Below are 19,967 nucleotides of genomic sequence, written 5' to 3' on the forward strand. Positions count from 1 at the left end.
ACTCATCCGTTCTTTTGGAAGAACAGAGACGAATTGGCATACTGTCTTGGCGGTAGCATTTCGCCACCTGCATATAATGTCAGCCATCGTATCCGTATTTAGTGATATCCAGTTGCCGTAAAATAGCTATCAGGACATCGACAACAATACTGTTACCTGATTGCTTATAAGTCTCCGTATCTGAGACAACTATCTTGAAACTGTCATCAAATCCCATTAATCGCAGGCATTCACGTGGAGTAAATTTTCTAAACCAACCTTTTGCCACGGGGAAATCCGGACTAAGCTGCTCCTTAATCATAATCTGGTAATTATCCTCGCAAGGCTGAATTATGTACTCTGATATATTATCCGTTATAAAATATTTCTCTTCTCCATTTTTAAGTTCATGAAGCATGGACGAAAAGTCCGGACTCTGATGGATGGAGGATACATAGGGATGAAAAACGAAATCTCCATGCCAATTGAACTGCTGATTTCGCTTTTGGCACAGCATTATCCTACCGTTAATCTGAGTATAACTTTTCTTATGATTGATGGTTTGGGTGATAAACTTAAATCCCTTATCTTTGAGAAAATATTTGTTGTGAATCTTCGTTTCCAACAAGTCAATAACTGAGCGCTCCAAATTGATAGGATGAGGAAATTTAAATTCTGTATCTTTTTGGAACCCGATACAGTATATCCTGTCCCTGCTCTGAGGTATGCCATAGTTCTTGCTATTCAGAACTTGATAATGCACATCGTAGCCACAGTCCTCAACAAAAGTTCTATGAATTGTCTGCCATGTTCGACCTTTGTCGTGAGAGAGCATACCCTTGACATTCTCAAATATAAAGACTTTGGGGTGGCACTCCATAACAATGCGAGCAAACTCTCTAAACAAAGTACCTCTCGTATCATCAAATCCACCATGTTTTCCTCTTTGAGAAAAAGCCTGACAAGGAGCACCTCCTACAAACAAGTCGACTTGACCGTCGTAAGGCGTTGCATCTAGCTTATGGATATCCTTATGCCATCGATCTTCCGAAATATCATAGTTGGCGAAATAAGCCTTTTTACAATTTTCGTCAATATCCCCAGCAAAAACAATTTCCGCTGAAAGTCCTAATCTTTTGAACGCATGTTCTATCGCGCCAATGCCACTAAAGGTTGTCCCAAGCCGGATCTTCCTCTTTGGAAAAGCAAACGAAAAGGTTCTCCAATCATGATCTTTTGAATCAATATTGGCCGTTGTATTCTGTATGTCGTCATTTGCCTTTTTCATTCGCTTATGCCATATTTTGTTATATCCAATTGCTTTAATAAAGCAATAAGGACATCTACTACAATACTGTTCCCCGCTTGCTGATATGCGGATGTATTCGCGACTACAATTTTAAAGTCGTCACGAAATCCCATTAATCTAAAACATTCCCTCGGTGTCAACTTTCGCAATCCATTGATACCTTTGGATTTATTGTATGAAACGTAGTTGTCAACTCCTGCTCTATGCATTTTGTGCATCGATTGCAGTAATGGCCTTGCTACATCCAAGTCCGTCTTCGTAGAAGTCTTGAATGTCTTCGTTCCACCTGCCAATACATACTTGGCAACCTTTTCGGATAGATAGTATTTATCCTCTACATCCGATAATTGGAAAACAAATTCATTGAACTCAGGCTGTAAATCTCCTGATAGTATTCCTTCACGTCTGTCCTCTGAAACGCCAAGCATCTTTATAGCTTCTCCTTCAACGGTAAACGGTTTGGATTTGTAATCCTCCATAAAATCATACATGCGGTATGATAGTGGTATTGGAGCAGGATACTTAAACTCTGTAGGTTTCTTGAAACCAATACAGAATAATCGCTCTCTCGTTTGAGGTATTCCGTAATCACGGGCGTTCAAGAGTTGAAAATGAATATCATAACCACAATAATTTTCAAAAGTGTGCCTTATGACATCCCATGTTCTACCTCCGTCATGACGAAACAAGCCCTGGACATTCTCGAAAATAAACAACTTAGGCTGACATTCCTTGATAACACGAGCAAACTCCCGAAATAATGTTCCTCGTGTATCTTCAAATCCCAACTGAGCTCCGACAGTTGAAAATGCTTGACACGGCGCGCCACCGACAACAATGTCTACTTTTCCCTTGTGAGGACGAGCATTAAATTCACATACGTCGGTATGCCATTGGTTGTCCTCAATTTCATAGTTTGCAAAGTAAGTTTCCTTACATTTTTTGTCAATGTCTCCTGCAAAGGCAATCTTATGCTTTAGTCCTAAACGTTTGAAGGCATACTCTATCGCCCCTATTCCACTGAATAGGGAACCAAGTCGTATCGTTCTTTCGGGATGCGAGAATTGACGATAGACCCATGAGAGTCCATCAATATCTATATTAGATTGACAGTTTTGTTCAGTTCCGCTACCGTGTTTAGCTGCCATGTAATAATAAAAGAACCTCCAGGCAGAGCTGACAGGCGACCAAACCTTTTGCGTCCACGAGGAAGTTCCTTAATATATTGTATATAAGTTAATACTTACATGATTGGTCTGATGTCAGCGCAAGCGCGTTAGATTGCAAAGTTACGAAAATTTTTCAAGACTTCAGCTGTCGGCGACAAAGTTAATGAATGGCATGGGCAAAAATCAGACACACCAAGGTTAAGAATGGTTGTTGCCATAAATTTGCTCTGATTCAGGCTCGGCCGCTATGGATTGGTTATCCATGTCTGTCTCTATATGGTATGATTGAGTCGGATTGACAATGCGGTTATACAGGCGTTTAAGATATTCCTCTCGCTGTGCTACGGTCTTGATTTCGCACTCCCATACCCCGACGACACGCCATCCAAGGGCTTTCAGCTCGGCTTCGTTACGGACATCGCGGGCAACATTGCGCTCTATCTTCTCTTTCCAAAACTCAATATTGGACTTTGGCAATCGGAAATACCTACAACCCTCATGCCCATGCCAGAAGCATCCATTGACGAAAATAACGGTCTTGTACTTCGGCAGTACAATATCAGGATTTCCCGGCAGCTTCCTGACCTGAACACGGAAACGCAGACCGCGTGAGAAAAGATACTTCCGCACAATCATCTCCGGCTTCGTATCCTTTCCCTTTATCGACGCCATGCAGCGGCTCCGCTGCTCCGATGTCATCACATCAGACATGTGTAATCATATTGTTGATTTCATATCTCCCTCAAAAACCAAATGTTCTCTATTGTGTAATAGGTGTAAACCATCGAAAAATGATGCACTGTCAATCGCTTTGTTATAGGTACTTATCATGTGCTCTTTGGCAATGCCAAATTCATTTCCATCCAAAATGCTTTCTATTCCGGAGTTAATACATTCGATAAAAATATCTTCGAATTCTCCGATAATTAAACTATCATTGTAGCCTACATAAAGCTTAACACCCATTCGAATCATATTTTCTTTTAAATTTTGCCCAGTATGACATGATACGGAATACAATATTTTATTTCGGAAGTCATAGTTCGTCGTGTTGACTGAAAGAAAATATTCATTGTTTTCGTTTATTATCCCCTCTGCATCTCCATGGGCAGCGATATAACACATATCGTAATTGACTACCATGGGCCTTATTATATCGTTAACAAGGTCAGGAGGCGTTAATGATGTATACTGATGGTTTGTGTCAATACATTTTTGTTTTATATTGTCCGAACAGTTTTCAAAAAAATCGCATAACACCACACCAGGCATATTATTATATGCTATTAATATATTGGCCATCAGTTTTGCTTTGTGAATTGATAAATATAGTATTGATTTACTAATTCTTCAAAACTCTTTCCTAACTTGGTTTGGTTTCTTAGTTCTTGAAGAATATCATTCCAGGTATATCCACGACCATCTTTCTTTAAGACCACTTTTTGAGCATCTGCAACATGTCTTGCTAACCAGTTTTCCAAGACGCAATCAAAGCGTACATTCCATAATTGTTTAATTTTCTCAATTACACGACACGCATCCTCTGGAAGATTATTATTGCGATCAAAAAAACAAATATATTCTTCATTAATCATTCGGATTATTGAAGACGTATGCATCTGTGCCAGATTGTTTGCAGACATCATGACAACATAAAGTAGAGATGTCTTTTCCCTAATAGAGGACAGTACATCAATACCTTGTAATTTGTAGCCGTCCAATTTGCAATCCAAAAAAACAATCATTCTTGTATTCAAATGTCCTAGGATATAGGATAGACCTTCTTCCGGATTTGTAAATACAGCTACCTCTGCATCTGTATTTAGATCGGCAATAGTTCTCACAAACGGATCCAAATCAAGATCTCGCATATTGTCATCAATAAAAACCAAGTTGAATTTCTCCATGAATTTTATGATTTAAATGGTAATTCTATTTGGAAAGTCGAACCGTGTTCGCCGTATTCACTCTCTACAACACTAACATTTCCCTTTAAAGATTCTACGCGCGTTTTTACAATATATAGCCCAATACCTGCGCCTCCTTCTTCCTGGGTAGTTGAGTTATAAAGGCCAAAAATCCATTGTTTTTTTTCTTCAGGAATCCCACATCCATTATCAGATATAAGTATGATTAGTTTATCCTTTTGTGCAAATGAAGATATACGAATCATCTTCGTTTCTGTATGGCGTAGCGCTTTGATAGAGTTGTCTATCAAGTTCTGAAATATATCTCTAAAGAAGATCTTGTTTGTGTTTCTTAACACGACAGTTTCAGGCATTACTAACTCTGCATTTATATCTGAATCCCTAAATCTATCTTGATACTCGTCAATTACCTCTGATACCGTTTCCTTTAAATCAATATCTTCAGGTCGTATCTCGGATTGAGAATAACTCAGCATGTAATTAATAACCTTATTCAGCGACTTAAATTCATCACTCATACGGAGTGCGTATAATTTAAACACTTTTTCCTTAGATACATCAGGAAAAAATTTCTTTATATATTCTACGCGATCTCTAATCTTATTGAGTGTTGTTCGAACCGCATGGGTAATATGTATTGCATAATCCTGCAATGACATAATGCTCATATATATGCTTTCTCTTCTCTCAAATTCTTTCTCCGCTTCTTGTTTCTCTCGTATTGCAGTCTTAACGGCAGCTCCTGTTTTTTTAGCTTGTCTAATGACTGGTTCTAATTCGTTCTTTAGGTCAGGATTCTTCTCCGAAAGAGTTTCGACGGAAGAAATAAATGAGTGAATATCTTCTTCTGCGCCTTCTAATGATGCTTTGTTTGCAAGCCGTTTTTGTTTACGGACAAAGATTTTATATTGTTCTAACGCATCCAGTTGAACAATTATAAAATCCTTCAATGCGCGATACTCCTCGTTATCTACGAAATCCTGTCTATTGGTTGCGTCTATAATCAAAGGATTATCCTCTTTTGTTATTTCAACGTAACCAATGATTTCACGGGTGCTGACTCTATCGAATAAATTCATCCATAAACGTTTGTCTATGCCAAGAACATCCCTTTTCTTGTCGCTGTCATTTTGGCTTTCTGCAAAAGGAGTGGTAATCACGCTATCTCGATATATCTTGATGCCATCAATTTGATCATTAGGGAAAGTTCTTCGATATTTCTTCCTTGCTGATTCATCGAAATAATAAACTTTCATTTTTATTCCGCCAAATATTGGCAATGTGATTTTATCTATTTTGATTTTGCCTGTTTGGGGACAAAAATATGCAGTTTCCTGCACCATATTGTCTAAATCAAAATCCAATTCAAAATTGATGGTTGCCAAATCCAAATCGTCCAAGCTTTTAGATGCTATTGTATTAATATCGTATTCATCTGATTCAACATGGATGGTCATTGGGTAAGAAACGTTTGTTAACGGGGAGGCTATTTTTGAGACTTCAGAAATAAATCTCTTAATGTCAGATTTTAACCATTTTTCTCGAACATTTTTTATCGTTAGCGTAGTTCCATGTATGTCGGTGTTAGATTCCGGCTTGAACGTATATTTATTTTCTATATCGGTGAATAAAATATTCTCTTTATCATCTGCAGACTTGAAATACTGGCTCCAATCAATTGTTACTTCCAGCCAAGAATCGGATTTATCTTGCTTGGTCAATATAGTTACATTATCACCGAGTTTATCTACGGCAAAACGACCTATTCCCTTTTCTCCAACACAACGGCGACTAATAGGGGCTGGCGTTATTTTATTTTTTCGTTTGTTGGATGTGCCAATAACCATCCATTTGTCACGGATATCTTCAAATGACATTCCAATACCATTGTCAGAAATGGTAATGCTTGAGTTATCATTATCATTACCAACATTCTCAAATTTAACATGTACAGATGTGGCATTAGCATCATAGCAATTCTTTATTAATTCAAATAATGCTGTCACCCGGTCTGTAATCAGATCCCGACCTATCAGGCGGAATGTACTGATGTCAAACCTCCATTTTAGAGAATTGTTCGATTCCATTATTTATGGTATTTGATGTGGTGAATGATACTAAGCGCTATGATTTCGCCTAATTTTGGTGGTACGGCATTGCCGATATACCTTGATGCGATTGTAAGAGAAACGGATTTTTCGTCTTTGAAAAATTTATAATCCGAAGGGAACGTTTGTAACAATGCTGCTTCACGAGCGGAAATGGCTCTGTCTTGAGAGGGATGCCCAAAGCGACCATTGCCAATTCCGGTACATTGAGTCGTCATGGTTGGAGAAGGCTCGTCCCATTTCATTCGTCCATATACGCTGCCAAAACTTTTGCCTCCTTCTTTCTTATGGCATTCCAACACGAGTTCTTTCGGCCAGGATTTCCAACCGCCTCCTTCTTGAGTAGACCTAATGCGTCTTAAATTTAATTCACTAAGGGCACTGCATCTGTGAAGAGGGTCACTCGGATCTGTTTGACCGGCGTTAAGTACTGGAAGGTTCTCAATAATATCTCGAACTGTAACATAATTTTCTTTGTCATGGGTTGCTACTAATGGCTCAACATCGCCTAATTTAGATGCGATTAAAACTAATCTCTTACGAGTCTGAGGTATGCCAAAGTCTGGACAATAAACTACATCGCACCACACATGGTATCCTTCTTTTTTAAGTAAGGATATGAAATCTTGGAGTACCGATTTTAATTTAAACTTACGAATTGCCGGAACATTCTCCATGGTGACGATATCTGGTTTAACCTCTCTGACCAAACGTCCGAATTCATAAAGAAGGTCGTATTTGTTTGGATCTTTCTCTTTGTTCTTGAATGCGTAAGATGAAAACGGTTGACATGGGGCACACCCCGCAAGGACACGAATGGCACCTTTGGAGTATCGAGGCAAAATGTCTTCTGCCGTAACTTTTACAATGTCCTTATAAATAAAATTACCCTCTGTATTGGTTTCATAAGCATACTTGCATGTTTGATCCAAATCGAAGCCTGCAAGTATCTTAAATCCAGCAGTTTTCATGCCATAGCTCAAGCCTCCTATTCCGCAGAATAGATCGACGACCTCTATTCGAGGTAAGCGCCCAGGCCGTTTATGGGTGAGTCTTGCCATGTTTGTACGCTGTTTATTGCTTTCATTGTGGGTATATTATTATGCAAAGTTAACGATTTTATTCCATTTGGAAAAGGATTTTGTCGTAATATTACGACAACAAATGCACGAGTTTCATCTATGTCACATTTGATTAAGGACTTGTCAGCGGTATGACGTTGAACGATCAACAATGAAAACGCCCCGCAAGAGCGGCAAGAGGGGGTGTCTTGTCGGGGCGTTGGGTGTGACTACTTATTAGTAGAGGCGGAGGCAGGTGACGTCGGCTTCTTTGACGAAGCGGGGATCGTCACTCTCGGTCTTGTCGAAGGCAAAGGCAAGGTGCTGGATACGGTGCTTGGGACAGAGCTGCATGAGGAAGTTGGTGAACTTTCTCAGCTCGACAGCGAGCCATTTTACATCGTTGGTTGATGTGACTCCGCCGAGCAGCAACACGTTGTCGGGGAGATGAGCGGCTCCTTCCGCCTCCGTGAGGATTACGAGCGACACGGCAAAGATCGCATCTTCGGAGGTCAGACTGGTCCCGTTGGCGTAGTCCTTATATTGCAGCTTCGCGGTCGGAGTGCCGAAGTTGTCGGCGAGATATTTCTTGATGTCAGCGAGTGCGGCTTTCAGTCGCAGGTTGCTTACGACCGAGATGTCGGTGGGTGGCTCTGCCAGAGGAGGCGCGGCTGCTGCGGTTGTAACCTTGTGGCTGAAGATGTTTTTTACGCGAGAGAGGAGGTGGTTGAGTGCTGTCATTTTTTTCGTTTTTTTGTGAGTGAAATCAGGAGCAATGGATAGAAGCACTTGCTTCGATTGCGAGATTCAAGAGTCGGTTAACTTTCATGATTACCAGAGTGGTTTTGATTCCGGTGTCCATGAATCAGAAGGCCGGAAATAGACGTGGGTACGGTCGGCTCGTTTGCGGCGTTCAAGCCGGACGGTCAAAGCCTTGATGCTATCCTGTTCCTGCTTGGAGCCAACCATCATCGCTTCTTCGCGGAGCATCATATCGCGGATACCTTCCGCATTGTAGCTCATGCGCTCGTAACGATAGAGCCATTCGACTTTCTGATATTTCTGGTTCTCTGATACCATGTAGAAGAATCCTACGGCGAATCCTATGGCTGCGATGATTGAAACTATAGCCGTGATTTTTGCCCATTTGGGCATTACCAGCCACCAGTGGCCGCTGATTATGCGGTTTACTTCGTAGCGGATGTCATTGACGGCATTCTTCAGATAGCTTACCGATTGAGCGTATGTTGAGCTGATACCGTCCTTAATTACCTTGTCAACGCTTTCATAGAGGTCTGCTTTGACTGCTTCGGAAAGTCCGTTTTTGAGGTTTTCTGCCAGTCCGTCTGTCTTCATCTCGATATTATAGGTTGGTGGATTCTTTATCAGCTCGTTCACCTTATTGACAGCCGGGATGACACCATCTTGAAGTATGTTTTCGACTTTTTCGGCATACTCTTTGAGGTCATCGGCGGTGGCGCAGTTGAGTTGCGACTCCTTGATTTCGGTACACGTACCGTTGATTGTGCTGAGGTCATCAGCGATGTTTTGGAGAATATTCTCCGAGAAATTTTCAGAATTTTCTTTCATGTTTTTCAGTTTTTGAAATTACACACTTCTGCCTCTTTTTCTCTTTTGACGGCGTTTCATCTCGTTGATGAATGCCTCTTCTTCCGGATCGTAGGCAGGTCCGACTTGGAAGAGGTCACCTAGTGCATTGCCGAGTCCTTCGACCATATCGGCACCGGCTTCGATGATTTTTGCAGCGGCACCCGGTTCCTGTTTAGGCTGCTGTCGCATCGGTTTTGGCGAGGGCGATGCAGGCTGGGACTGTCGGTTTTTATTTCGGTCGAGTGCCTTGCAGATGACATCGTAGGAGCATCTGCCGTTGCGGTCAACCTGCGAGGCCTTGAACTTTTGCCCGTCCTTGAAGTAGGACAGACCATCGACTTCGGTAGAGCCTCGTCGGAATTTTTTCCTTACGGTGACACCTTTTTGTGCGAGTTCGCGCTGAAAAGTAGTCCAGTCCTTTGCCAATCTTTTGGCGGCTTGAACGGCGAGATAAATCTCCTGTCGGATTTTCGGCCGTCCTTTCAGACTTTGGGTTTTCACGTTGTCTTTGTTCTCACCATAGATCAGACTATATTTCTGTTTCATTGCGTCACAGATTTCATTGTTGCGGTAATATTCGAAACTGTCGCTTACACATTTACCGTCATTATCCACCCGGTTATAGACGATGTGGCAGTGCGGATGCTCCTTGTCAAGATGCCGGACAATGATAAACTGGGTGTTTTTTATCCCCATTTTATCCATATATTCCAGCGCGAGCTTCACCATAAATTCATCGTCCATGCGCTCGGCATCTTTCGGAGAATAGGACAACGAGATGTGTCCGCACCAGTGTCTGACCCTGCTGTTGAGATGCCGCTGACACTCAAAACCGTCGATAATATCTTTCGGCGTGTCGGTCAACAGACCCTCGGAATAGAGCAGACGAGCCTCCTTGTTTTTCTCTTTAAGCGCGAGGGCATACTCTACACAACCGGAAAAACAGCTCCCTTTAGTTATGCCTCCAATCATACGACAGCTGTGTGTAAAGAGTTTTCATCTCTTTGCTAAGACCTTTGAGAGACCACTCCACGAGCTTGAAACCCGCTTCGTTTGCCTTCTTTGCAAGCTGATTCAGATTATTCGCCATGCTCCCGATCTGACGCAGAATCGCCATATCATCGGGTGTGGCTACTGCCGTAACCTTGGCGTTGAGCAGAGCGTGGCGCCAGAAGTCAGACATCTTTCTGCCGGATTTTCGACAGTTTTCCTGCACGGTCTGATACTGTTCTTCATTGAGCCTGACACTGACAATGTATGACTTGCCAGACTTCTCGGTTGCTCCCGGAGGAGCTTTCTTTCTTCTTGTGAATGTCATTGTCTTGGGATTTTGAGATTTGACTTTGTGACCATCGGGAGCGGACTCCAGCCGCCCGGTAACGGAGGATGCAAGGTCGGAAATGTTTACATTGCCACTACCTTGCTATCCTCCTATTCCTTACAGAATATCCGGATACCGGCGTTGCCGATGGCTTCGCCATTTTCACTGCCTTGGGGCAGTGGTCAGAACGATTTACTGATTAGAGTGAACCAGCCTTCATAGTTGGCAGCGTTGCTGTCGAGATGCTCATTGATGATGTGCTCGACAAAGTTGCTGACGCTATAACCGGACCCGCCGAAGAATCGTGCGATGCGCTCGACACGGTCAAACGTGTCGTTGCTGATGGCTACCTGATGCTTGTTGTCCTTGCCGAGTTTAATCGGGGCAAAGAAGGCGGTGCGGTAATCTTCGAGTTCGCTCTTGCGCTGCTTGGTGGTGGGGCGGGTTGATTTTGACTGAGCGGCTTCGCTCTGTTCAGCGACGGGCTGAACTTCGGGGTTGGTTGGATTTTCCATAGTTTCAGAGAAAATTGAGTTGTTAGACATGCCAGTCATTTCGGATGACTGAGGATTTGAGATTTTTGATTGTGCCATTTTATTCAGATTTTAGTGAGCTTTCGCTCGGTTTGTATTCTTCGATGCCTACGAGTTCCAACTGTAGCGCGTCAACGAGTTGTCGCAATGCCGGATTACGTTGCATCATTTGTTCAAGGATGCCATGTGGAGTTTGCTCGGCTATCAGAAAGTCGGCAATGTCAAGACCTTGTTCTCGCTGTTCATAGGTAGCCATCTGTTCAAGCGAGTCAAACAGAGTTGCCTTTATTCCCGAATCATCGAATAGCGTCAGTTTCTTGCGCCAATCGTCAGTAGCGTTAAGGTCTGGCACCAGCATCACCTCTCTGCCTCGGAGTGCTTGGATTGCCTCGCGGTTGAGACAACTGCACTTGCCGCCTGTGGCAAGCCACAGATATTGCGAAAGGTAATGAGTTGCGAGTATTGCCGTCTTTTCACTCTCCACAATGGCAACCGGTTTGTCGCGGATGTATGGGATCACCGAAGAAACATTGGGTTAACTTGAAGTCGGGCAATCTCAACACCGAGTGTACCCAGTTGATGTGTGGAAACGGCTCCTGAACACGATGTCCGGTCAATCGGTCATACAGCATAATCTTTCCGCCACGGACTTCACCGTCATTTGAGATTTGCCAGAATACCGTGGCACCTTGCCAATGCTTCGATGTGCCTACACGATACATTTTCATCAATTGCCGGGCTTTATCACTGCCGACAATCGCTGCCACGAAAGCGAAGAGATTGTTCCGGTCGTAGCCACGCATGGAGGCCTCCACCATTGCATCATCAATCCTGCTCATCGGTAGTAACTTTGTTAGCGGAGTAACACGACAGCTTCTTATACCACCCTTGGCGTACACGACGGAACAGGGTGTTGAGATTGCGGGTAAGGAACATCTTGAAGGTATGGTCTTTCATCCCGAACCGCTCGGCTATACGGATGCCGTCAGCGGTTGAGAATTCCTCGGTGAGATGCTCATACACGGTGCGGTGCAGTTCATTCAGTTTCTCCTCGCTGATGCAGGTTAGTACACTAAGCGCGTTGCCCCGGAAGTATTCAGCCAATTCTATCGCTCCGGCCACGTCATCATCTTCGATGTCCGAGGGGCGCGGTTCTTCCTCGCTGACAGCCCAGCGAACAATCCGGAGTATCAGGCAGAACCGGAGCACATAGATTTCGAGCTTGCAGAAGAAGCTGACAACGTTGTCGCTCATCTCATTGTCGCATATGGCGGCGTTCTCATGTTGCCACTCATAGAGTCTGCGCTTGGCATCCGCTGTGAACCGCATGACAGTGGGTATTGGCTCTTTCTCCTCGTTGACCACACACTCCACTGAAAGAAGACGGTTGAGTATGCGCTCCCATTCACGGTCGAGATCATCGCGCACTTCATCCTCGTTCCATCTCGGTTTGCCGTTACTCTTGGTCATCGCAAATAGTATGCGGTCAATAAAACCGTTGGTGGCTCTCTCACCGTTGGCAAGTTCGGTGAGCAGTCGTTTCTGGATTGTTCCGACCACCGAAATGAACGGACGCTTGATGAATATGGAGTTCTGACAATTCTTGCGGTCAGACATTGTAGTGCTGCCGTTGAAAGCCGAAAGCCAGAATTGTTCTTCCGAGCCGGTGTTGTAGCGGGTGAAGTTCTTGAACCATGCCGACAACTCATCAACCCAGAGGCATAAGCCACGAGGATTGTGGGAGTGAATGGCACTCAGACCCTCCTGCGTAACGTCAGACACGAGATAGCGCAGACGCTTCGGCTCTTTAGGAAATTCTTCCAGTCCGGCACTGATGCGTTCCTTACGACTCATAGCCACAGCCTGCTGATACTCGCAATGCTTCTTTTGAAACTCCTGATTGTTCTTCCAGTCGGCATTAACCAGCGGACGCATCACGAATGTAAGCGGGTGTGACTTGCAATCTCCGGGGCGTCCGACAATCGCGATATACACGATTGCCGATTCCTGCCAGTTGCGTTTAACCTCGATTCGGTGGGTATTGCCGATTGCCACGGATATGGCGGCAATCATAGCCGATGCCGTGTAGTCAATTGGGAAACCACAGGTGGTGTTGAGCTCGAGTATAATCCGTTGCATCTTGGCGGGGAACACCTGCACCGGGAAATCACTGTCGGATGTCTTGGCGTGATTCATCAACGCGCTGATAACTGAGTCTGGGGTAATATTCTTTTCCATAAGCTCAGAAATTATAGCCCCCGCGGGGACGGCGTTTCATACTGGCAGTGATGGTCGCTGCTGTTTCGGCGAGGGAAGGAGCGGCGGAATGTTTGCGGCCGCCCTCAATCCATGCGTATATTTCATCCTCATAAAAATAGAGGAGCTTGCCGCGCTTATAGCTCGGAATGGGGTCATTCGGAGCTTTGACGGCGCGGTAGAGAGTCGAAAGTGACTTGCCGATTATCTGGCAAGCCTCTTTCGCATACACGAGTCTGCGTGAGGGCTTGGACTGTTTGGAGTGGCTGGCGATGCCTGCCTTTTCAAGCAGGTCAAGCACTCGGTCGAGTTTCTCGGAGAGACCGCTTACCACATGTGGCAGCTGGTCGAAAGTTGGTGTTGATGTTTCCATTTCAGTACGGTTTTAAATTGTTTTACGGAAATAAAACCGCACTGATTGAAAGTGAGTTGATGGTGAAATAAATAACCATACTCACTTCCTAAAACAACCGATTGGCAAGTGTTAACGCTTTGAAAATCAGACGATATTTCTTGGAAATATTTGTATGGTGATTTAATCAAAGATTAGGTGATTTTGTGGTTATTTTGAGTAATAACCATAGATGACTTTCGCCGGTGTGAAAAATTGAGTAATTTTGTACCATAAATCGGACTCATTATGATATATATCGAAACTGAACGACTTATTTTACGTTCATGGAAACCGGAAGATTTGCCTTTATTCATTGCAATGAACAAGGACTCACGTGTTATGCGCTATTTCCCGGCAACACTGAGTGATGCTGAGACAGAGGCTTTCTACAATCGTATTCAGAATGAGTTTGACTCTAAAGGCTGGGGATTATATGCTGTGGAAATAAAATCCACAGGTGAGTTTATCGGATATGTTGGACTTCATGAGATTGGTTTCGATGCAGATTTCACTCCCGGTGTCGAAATAGGGTGGCGTCTTGCCGCTGACTATCACAATCAGGGATATGCAACCGAAGCCGCCAAAGCTGTGCTGAGTCTGGCAAAGAGTGTGGGTATTGAAAGGCTGTTTTCTTTCACTGCCAAGATAAATGCACCGTCAGAGCGTGTGATGCAAAAGATTGGAATGGTAAAGGCCGGAGAGTTCAGGCATCCTAATCTGTCGGATGATTCTCCTCTGTGTGTTCATGAGCTTTATAAGATTGATTTATAACAAAAGGGGCGAATAACCATGACAAAAGTCACGGCTATTCGCCAATACTATACCGGGAAGTTCCCATATTATTTCCTGTTCTTCTTTCTAGCTGCCTCTAATTTGGCTTTAACCTCTTCCTCTGCCAATCTCTTAGGGATAATGTCGAGATTAATGGTCTTATAGCGTTTATAATGCTCGAAAAGATAATTCATTTCTTTGGCAGAGAGTAAAGGAATGCGGTCTTTTCCCGGATTCCTATCGGCAAGTTTCGCAATAATAGTTCCCACCTGCACGGTGCCGAAACTTTCAGCAAATACATTCTTGATGAATAAGGCGATGTTTTCGCCTTTCAGTTTCAGGAATTTCCCGACATTATAGCCAAGATGCTTCAGGTCTTCTTTTGACAGGTGATTGCTCCGTAGCTGAACAGCATCGAACTGGGCTAACGGATTGACTGTCCAGATTTTTGCATTATTGTGTAGTTTGTCCAGTTCGTGAGACTCCATGAACTGTTCCATCGTATGTGTGATATATGCACAGATAAACGACACTTGTTCAAGATTATATAGTTCTTCGTGACGTTTTAGTTCGTTAAACGCCTCATCACATCGCTGCTTTCGTGTCATTATCTCCTCATGCGATTCGATATTGTCTTTGTGTTTCTCATAAAAATCACAAATTGGACCCATGTCCTCAAGATAATACACCGAACCATCGGGAGTAACGTAAACCTCTTGCTCTGTTTCCTCTATCAAAGTGGACCCATCCGGATTCTTGTGAACATCCTGAATGCATCCTGATGAGAAGAAACCTACATCTTCATCATATTCCCGCTTCTTTTGAATGCGGGTAACTCCGTGCTCATGGTCATAACGCTCCTCATCTGTCATAGAGTCAAGATATACGTTGTATGCTTCCTCAAGTTCAGCATCATAGTCTCTCGAATCATTATATGATTTCTCAATCAGAATCTCATCGTCAGATAATTCCATGCCTACATAAGCCTCTTCTCCATCAGGGAAACGTATATGACGCATATCGTCTACAATTTCCAATACCTCAAACGGTCGGTTTTCATTCATGGGAATGGCGACTTTCGATTCTCCTTTGTTCTCTGCTACACAAGCAGTTTTTGGAATCGGCGTTGAGCATTGTTCCTGTATTTCCTGTACATCTGTCGTGGATATTGAGACCTTTTCACCGGTCGGTGTCTCGGCAATAGTCATGACTTCACGGCGGCGAAAAAGTGTCGAGAGACGATTGAACACGTCTTCGATTACTGATTGGAAACCGCAATAAAGACCGACTAAAAGGACAAAGAAAACGGCAAAGAGTACATTGCTGGTAAATTGGTCAGTGCCGAAACGGTGAATGGCAGCGTGGCGACCAAGTAAAGCCATGATGCCACATCCAGCAACAACGGTACTCCAGATAAAAATTTTGTCCCGGTTAGGGGGAGTATAGCTCCTCGTGCGCTGGGGCGTATTTCTCATAAGCAAACAGTGGATTAAAATTTTATGTCTTTATAGACAATTTAATCCACTGTTTTGTTCAGCACTCAAGAGTTAATATGAAATCAATCCCACCAGCTTCGCATAAAGTAAAGCCTGAGTGTATGGTAGATATGCCATGCCTTTTCAACTCTCAGATGTGATTGCCACAGTGCGCCATCTTTACTATCTGTATATCTGGACAATTCTATCTTACTAAAACGCATGGCATTTTTGTAATTCACATAAACCGGAATTGTGTAGTATGATTCAGGATCGTCTTCAATTTCATACAAATTCTCCTTGCTTTCACTTTTTACTAAGTTAAAAGGCTTGCCGACACGTTCGCTACATCCGTCCTCTTCTATAATGTCCAACAACCTTATAGCAAGATTAAGGCGTTCAATATCACGCTCGGCGTACATATGATTATGGAAATGAGCTATTGAATCGCGCACTCGGCTTATCTGATGCCGTTCAACAGCGAGAATGCTTGAATAATCAAAGTCATAGATACGACGTGATATATTGAAATAGGAAAACCATCTTCCGATATTCTCCCAAAATCTGCGGACGCTAAGATCCTTGGCACGATAGTATAGTCGTATAATTCTATTTCTCATTTAGTTATGGTTTAAGAGCCGCAAGTGGTATTACTTTTACGCCATCATTCCGGGTATAGGCCATTGTGCCTCCTGTGAGGATAATCAGCAGATCCGGTTCTCTAATGGGCATCTGCTTTTCTGCCTTGTTTTTCTCACGGATGAGTTCTTTGATTTTTAGCAGGTGTTCTGCACCTTTTTCAATTTCCATGCTGCCAAGTTTGCATTCTATCAGAGCATATCTGCCATCTGGCAGATGAAGGACTACGTCAGCCTCCAGTCCATATCTATCGCGATAATAGGAGATTTGACTATCAAGGTCAATCGTATATGCACGAAGATCACGAATACACATCTGCTCAAAAATGAAACCGAAGGTCTTTAGCTGCATTTTCAGCGCATCCGGAGTTAGACCAAGTGCGGCTACCGCAATAGAGGGATCACAGAATCCCCGCTTGGGCGCACTGCGAATAGTAGTTTTACTTCTGATTGCCGGACACCATGCCTCTATATCTTGAATGACGAACAAACGTTCCAGAGCTGTGATGTAATCATCAAGAGTCGGAATACTACAATTGATATCCTTAGATGCCGTTATGTCTTCAAGTATGGATGTCTTCTTAGCTAAAGTGGAAATATTCCGGGCATATGATTTCAAAATTTGTCTTGATAGCTTTTCATCACGATTCTTTCCATCAATGCGAGAAATATCTTTAGCACAAACACTATTGATGTAGTTACGGGCTACCAACAGCTGCGCGGCAGGAGTATTGCCATTGAGAGACGCAGGCCATCCCCCTCGGCAAGCCGCAAAAATTAAATCTTCAATTGACAGTTTTGATGTTGCGCCGTCAAAATCATAATCAGCATTGTTAAACAATTCCGAAATTGACACTTGCCCAGATGACTCTTTAGACTCCCATAAACTCATGGGTAGCATTCTGAGAGTAGCAATACGTCCCGTTCCTGAATGTTTGATTTTGTCTTGTGGCACGGTGTTAGATCCTGTAAGAATGAACTGTCCCGGTTTACTGCGTTTATCAACCATCGTACGTACTGAATCCCAAAGGACAGGTATGTCCTGCCACTCATCGATAAGACGAGGCGTTTCGCCGTTAAGCAAAAGCGATGGTTTTGATTGAGCGGTGACGAGATAGTCTTCTTGCATATCCGGATCTTGCAATTTTATAACGCTCTTAGCCATTTGTTCCGCGGTTGTAGTCTTTCCACACCACTTAGGCCCTTCTATCAAAACTGCTCCAAAAGCGTCTAATAGAAGATGTAATATTGGGTCCGCGGTTCGAGATAAGTATTCCATAAACTGTATTTTGCGCAAAGCTACTAATAATTAACGATATTCGCAAGAGGTTTTGTGTTTTTGGGGTAATTTGTTTTGTGTTTTTGGGGTGATTCGCTTTTAATATTTGGGATGTTTCACTTGGAAGTTATTTCAGCGAGATGGAATTAGCGGCATCGCGCTTCTTTTGGTTTACGACCTCGGCGTAGATCTGCGTCGTGGCCACGTTTTTATGCGTAAGCATTTTGCTGACGGTATAGATGTCTGTGCCGTTGGTAATGAGGAGCGTAGCGTATGTGTGGCGAAGTCCATGAAAGGTGATTTTCTTCTTGATACCGGCATCTTTCAGCCATTTCTTGAATGGTTCACGGGTGTGTGCTCGGCTCAGTCCTTTGAATACCATACCTCGACCTTGTTCGCCACAGTATGACAACGCCTCATCGCTCAATGGCAGTGTTGCCTGCGTCTTGGTCTTTTGGGTGCGGATGCGCATACAATAGCCACCGTCGGGTGACAGTTCGATGTTCTCCCAACGGAGCTGGAGAATATCGCTGATGCGAAGTCCTGTCATACAGGCGAAGAGTGATGCACGTTTTAGTACATCGACTTTGCATGGCGTGGCAGCCAGCTTCTTAACCTCCTCTATTTCGAGATAGTTGATTTTCGGTTCCTCCCAGTCGATGCGGTCAAGATAGTCGTTGACATTTTCCCGAAGCCAACCTTCCTTGTATGCCAGCTTCAGCAAGGCTCGGAACGTTGACCAGTATCCGGCGGCAGAGTTGCGCGAGATTATGTTGCCCGTCTGTTTCACCCGGATTTTGAGAATATATGTGCGGAAGTCGTTGCATAGTCCGATGGTCACATCTTTCATCAGACATCTGCCATTACAGAAATCTTTGAAGTGCTTATATACGATTTCCCATTTCTGGTATTTCTCTTTGGTCTTGCTCTCGAAGTATTCAAGAAAGTCCGCCTGTTTCTTGGTGCGGTCGAGAAAACCGAACTCCTCGTTGATGATAGCCAACTCACGTGTGGCACGTATGCCACGTGCTTTAAGCATGATTTCCTCGTTGTAGTCAAGCTCAAACTTGTCCTTAGGATTGCCGATGAGATATAGACCGAGGAATTCCCGGCGAGACATCTTCTTGATGTGCGGATTCCAGATGGGTGGGTAGTAGTCGAGATAGAGCGACAGTTTGCCGCTGCGGAGTTTCTCTTTTCGGAGGGTCACTTTGGTGATTGTTGCTGATTCCATATTTCTTTGTTTTAGATTTATAATGCGCAAAAGTATGAGGTGGTTATAGGGTGACAAAAATCACCGGATTATAACTCAATCTTGGGATTGAAAAGTTCGGATAACTCCTTGGCGTTCAGTTTGACATACTTGCCGCAACGGAGCTTGGTTATCTTGTGTGTTTTGACATAGTGATACAGTTGGTCACGGGTAAGCGAGTATTTTTCCATGGCATCAGCCACTGAAATAAACTCGACATCCTCGGCCGACTTGGCACCTTTAGCCACATCAAAGTGATATTTGGAGTAATAGACCTTCGGACCCTCCTTGCGCTTCGGAATACCGATTTTCGACACCAGCGTATATATCGCTGAGAGCGTCATCCCATACTTGGACTGAATATCCTTGACAGAATACCACTCTGTAATTTCCGGATTCTCCTTTTTCGCCGAGAAAATCCGGTCGATATGGCTCTTGCTGAAATACGCCTTACCACGAAGGATTGTCTTAGGCACATTGTTCTCAGCAACGACCTTGTATATCCACGAATCCTTGACCCCGAACTTCTCACGGATCTCGGCACGGGTATAGAACTCATTTATAGTTTTCTTTTCATTGGTTTCTCTTTTTGTATATGGAGAACCATCAAGCATTTTGTCTATACTCTCACGTTTGATAAGTGTCAGGCGAGAACTGAGTTTGGCTGCAACAAGATCGCCGCGATAAATCAGTTTATAAATACCCTGTCGAGTCATGCCCAACACTTTCGCTGTTTCTGCGACTGTCAGATAATCTTTCTCCTTAATAGCAGATGTCGTCGCTGGCACAGTTGAGTTTGCCAGTTGAATCTTCTGCTGTCTCATTCGCTCCTTATAGGAGTGCTCCGCACATCGCTTCGAGCAGAAACGAGTGACGGTAGTCT

The 19,967-nt window shown here is 43.7% G+C and carries 22 protein-coding genes; 1 reads left to right on the top strand and 21 read right to left on the bottom strand.

Annotated elements, in window-relative coordinates; genetic code table 11:
- Positions 1 to 79 precede the first annotated feature (79 nt).
- From E7747_RS01400 to E7747_RS01475, 16 genes are all read right to left on the bottom strand, one after another.
- Entirely contained in the window at positions 80 to 1,267 is a 1,188-nt protein-coding gene (locus E7747_RS01400; protein WP_136413629.1) for a DNA cytosine methyltransferase, read from the bottom strand.
- Positions 1,264 to 2,436, bottom strand: a complete 1,173-nt coding sequence (locus E7747_RS01405; protein WP_136413631.1) for a DNA cytosine methyltransferase — start codon at positions 2,434 to 2,436, stop codon at positions 1,264 to 1,266. Before E7747_RS01405 ends, E7747_RS01400 begins: the two co-directional genes overlap by 4 nt.
- A gap of 219 nt (positions 2,437 to 2,655) precedes the next feature.
- Positions 2,656 to 3,168 carry a very short patch repair endonuclease gene (locus E7747_RS01410; RefSeq protein ID WP_136413633.1) on the bottom strand — a complete coding sequence of 171 codons (513 nt, stop codon included), beginning with the start codon at positions 3,166 to 3,168 and terminating at the stop codon, positions 2,656 to 2,658.
- Positions 3,169 to 3,174: 6 nt separating this feature from the next.
- Complete coding sequence (locus E7747_RS01415) at positions 3,175 to 3,759, bottom strand: hypothetical protein (RefSeq protein WP_136413635.1); 585 nt, start codon at positions 3,757 to 3,759, stop codon at positions 3,175 to 3,177.
- A complete protein-coding gene (locus E7747_RS01420) occupies positions 3,759 to 4,364 on the bottom strand; it encodes a response regulator (protein ID WP_136413637.1) in 606 nt (201 codons plus the stop codon). Before E7747_RS01420 ends, E7747_RS01415 begins: the two co-directional genes overlap by 1 nt.
- A gap of 5 nt (positions 4,365 to 4,369) precedes the next feature.
- Positions 4,370 to 6,472: an ATP-binding protein gene (locus E7747_RS01425; protein ID WP_136413638.1), complete on the bottom strand. Its 2,103-nt coding sequence runs from the start codon at positions 6,470 to 6,472 to the stop codon at positions 4,370 to 4,372.
- The gene (locus E7747_RS01430; RefSeq protein WP_136413640.1) at positions 6,472 to 7,554 is read right to left on the bottom strand and encodes a DNA cytosine methyltransferase; all 1,083 of its coding nucleotides are present in this window, start codon (positions 7,552 to 7,554) and stop codon (positions 6,472 to 6,474) included. The genes E7747_RS01425 and E7747_RS01430 overlap by 1 nt, the downstream gene beginning before the upstream one ends.
- Positions 7,555 to 7,791: 237 nt before the next feature.
- On the bottom strand, positions 7,792 to 8,295 hold the full coding sequence (locus E7747_RS01435; protein ID WP_136413642.1) for a hypothetical protein: 504 nt from the start codon (positions 8,293 to 8,295) through the stop codon (positions 7,792 to 7,794).
- Positions 8,296 to 8,385: 90 nt separating this feature from the next.
- Positions 8,386 to 9,144 (bottom strand): hypothetical protein, encoded by a 759-nt coding sequence (locus E7747_RS01440; RefSeq protein WP_136413644.1) that lies wholly within the window; start codon positions 9,142 to 9,144, stop codon positions 8,386 to 8,388.
- Between the two features lie 18 nt (positions 9,145 to 9,162).
- Positions 9,163 to 10,137 carry a relaxase/mobilization nuclease domain-containing protein gene (locus E7747_RS01445; RefSeq protein ID WP_136413645.1) on the bottom strand — a complete coding sequence of 325 codons (975 nt, stop codon included), beginning with the start codon at positions 10,135 to 10,137 and terminating at the stop codon, positions 9,163 to 9,165.
- A complete protein-coding gene (locus tag E7747_RS01450) occupies positions 10,118 to 10,483 on the bottom strand; it encodes a plasmid mobilization protein (protein ID WP_136413647.1) in 366 nt (121 codons plus the stop codon). Before E7747_RS01450 ends, E7747_RS01445 begins: the two co-directional genes overlap by 20 nt.
- Positions 10,484 to 10,668: 185 nt before the next feature.
- A complete protein-coding gene (locus E7747_RS01455) occupies positions 10,669 to 11,079 on the bottom strand; it encodes a DUF3408 domain-containing protein (protein WP_136413648.1) in 411 nt (136 codons plus the stop codon).
- A gap of 1 nt (position 11,080) precedes the next feature.
- On the bottom strand, positions 11,081 to 11,503 hold the full coding sequence (locus E7747_RS17180) for a DUF6371 domain-containing protein (RefSeq protein WP_136413650.1): 423 nt from the start codon (positions 11,501 to 11,503) through the stop codon (positions 11,081 to 11,083).
- Positions 11,493 to 11,858 carry a DUF6371 domain-containing protein gene (locus tag E7747_RS17185; RefSeq protein WP_136413652.1) on the bottom strand — a complete coding sequence of 122 codons (366 nt, stop codon included), beginning with the start codon at positions 11,856 to 11,858 and terminating at the stop codon, positions 11,493 to 11,495. Before E7747_RS17185 ends, E7747_RS17180 begins: the two co-directional genes overlap by 11 nt.
- The gene (locus E7747_RS01470) at positions 11,845 to 13,257 is read right to left on the bottom strand and encodes a DUF3987 domain-containing protein (RefSeq protein ID WP_136413654.1); all 1,413 of its coding nucleotides are present in this window, start codon (positions 13,255 to 13,257) and stop codon (positions 11,845 to 11,847) included. Before E7747_RS01470 ends, E7747_RS17185 begins: the two co-directional genes overlap by 14 nt.
- Positions 13,258 to 13,261: 4 nt before the next feature.
- Positions 13,262 to 13,648, bottom strand: a complete 387-nt coding sequence (locus E7747_RS01475; RefSeq protein ID WP_136413656.1) for a helix-turn-helix transcriptional regulator — start codon at positions 13,646 to 13,648, stop codon at positions 13,262 to 13,264.
- Between the two features lie 267 nt (positions 13,649 to 13,915).
- Between E7747_RS01475 and E7747_RS01480 the strand changes: the two genes are divergently transcribed.
- Positions 13,916 to 14,440 (top strand): GNAT family N-acetyltransferase, encoded by a 525-nt coding sequence (locus E7747_RS01480; RefSeq protein WP_228449225.1) that lies wholly within the window; start codon positions 13,916 to 13,918, stop codon positions 14,438 to 14,440.
- Between the two features lie 68 nt (positions 14,441 to 14,508).
- On the opposite strand, the gene E7747_RS01485 is transcribed toward E7747_RS01480, so the two are convergent.
- The 5 genes from E7747_RS01485 to E7747_RS01505 all read right to left on the bottom strand — a co-directional run bounded on the left by E7747_RS01485 (position 14,509) and on the right by E7747_RS01505 (position 19,872).
- Complete coding sequence (locus E7747_RS01485; protein ID WP_168185180.1) at positions 14,509 to 15,822, bottom strand: hypothetical protein; 1,314 nt, start codon at positions 15,820 to 15,822, stop codon at positions 14,509 to 14,511.
- A 176-nt stretch (positions 15,823 to 15,998) separates the two neighbouring features.
- Positions 15,999 to 16,535, bottom strand: a complete 537-nt coding sequence (locus E7747_RS01490; protein WP_136413662.1) for a hypothetical protein — start codon at positions 16,533 to 16,535, stop codon at positions 15,999 to 16,001.
- 4 nt (positions 16,536 to 16,539) lie between these two features.
- Positions 16,540 to 17,832 (bottom strand): ATP-binding protein, encoded by a 1,293-nt coding sequence (locus tag E7747_RS01495; protein WP_136413664.1) that lies wholly within the window; start codon positions 17,830 to 17,832, stop codon positions 16,540 to 16,542.
- Between the two features lie 127 nt (positions 17,833 to 17,959).
- Positions 17,960 to 19,066 carry a tyrosine-type recombinase/integrase gene (locus E7747_RS01500; protein WP_136413666.1) on the bottom strand — a complete coding sequence of 369 codons (1,107 nt, stop codon included), beginning with the start codon at positions 19,064 to 19,066 and terminating at the stop codon, positions 17,960 to 17,962.
- 68 nt (positions 19,067 to 19,134) lie between these two features.
- Positions 19,135 to 19,872 carry a helix-turn-helix domain-containing protein gene (locus E7747_RS01505; protein ID WP_228449226.1) on the bottom strand — a complete coding sequence of 246 codons (738 nt, stop codon included), beginning with the start codon at positions 19,870 to 19,872 and terminating at the stop codon, positions 19,135 to 19,137.
- Positions 19,873 to 19,967 lie beyond the last annotated feature (95 nt).

Source organism: Duncaniella dubosii, from assembly GCF_004803915.1.
GTDB lineage: Bacteria > Bacteroidota > Bacteroidia > Bacteroidales > Muribaculaceae > Duncaniella > Duncaniella dubosii.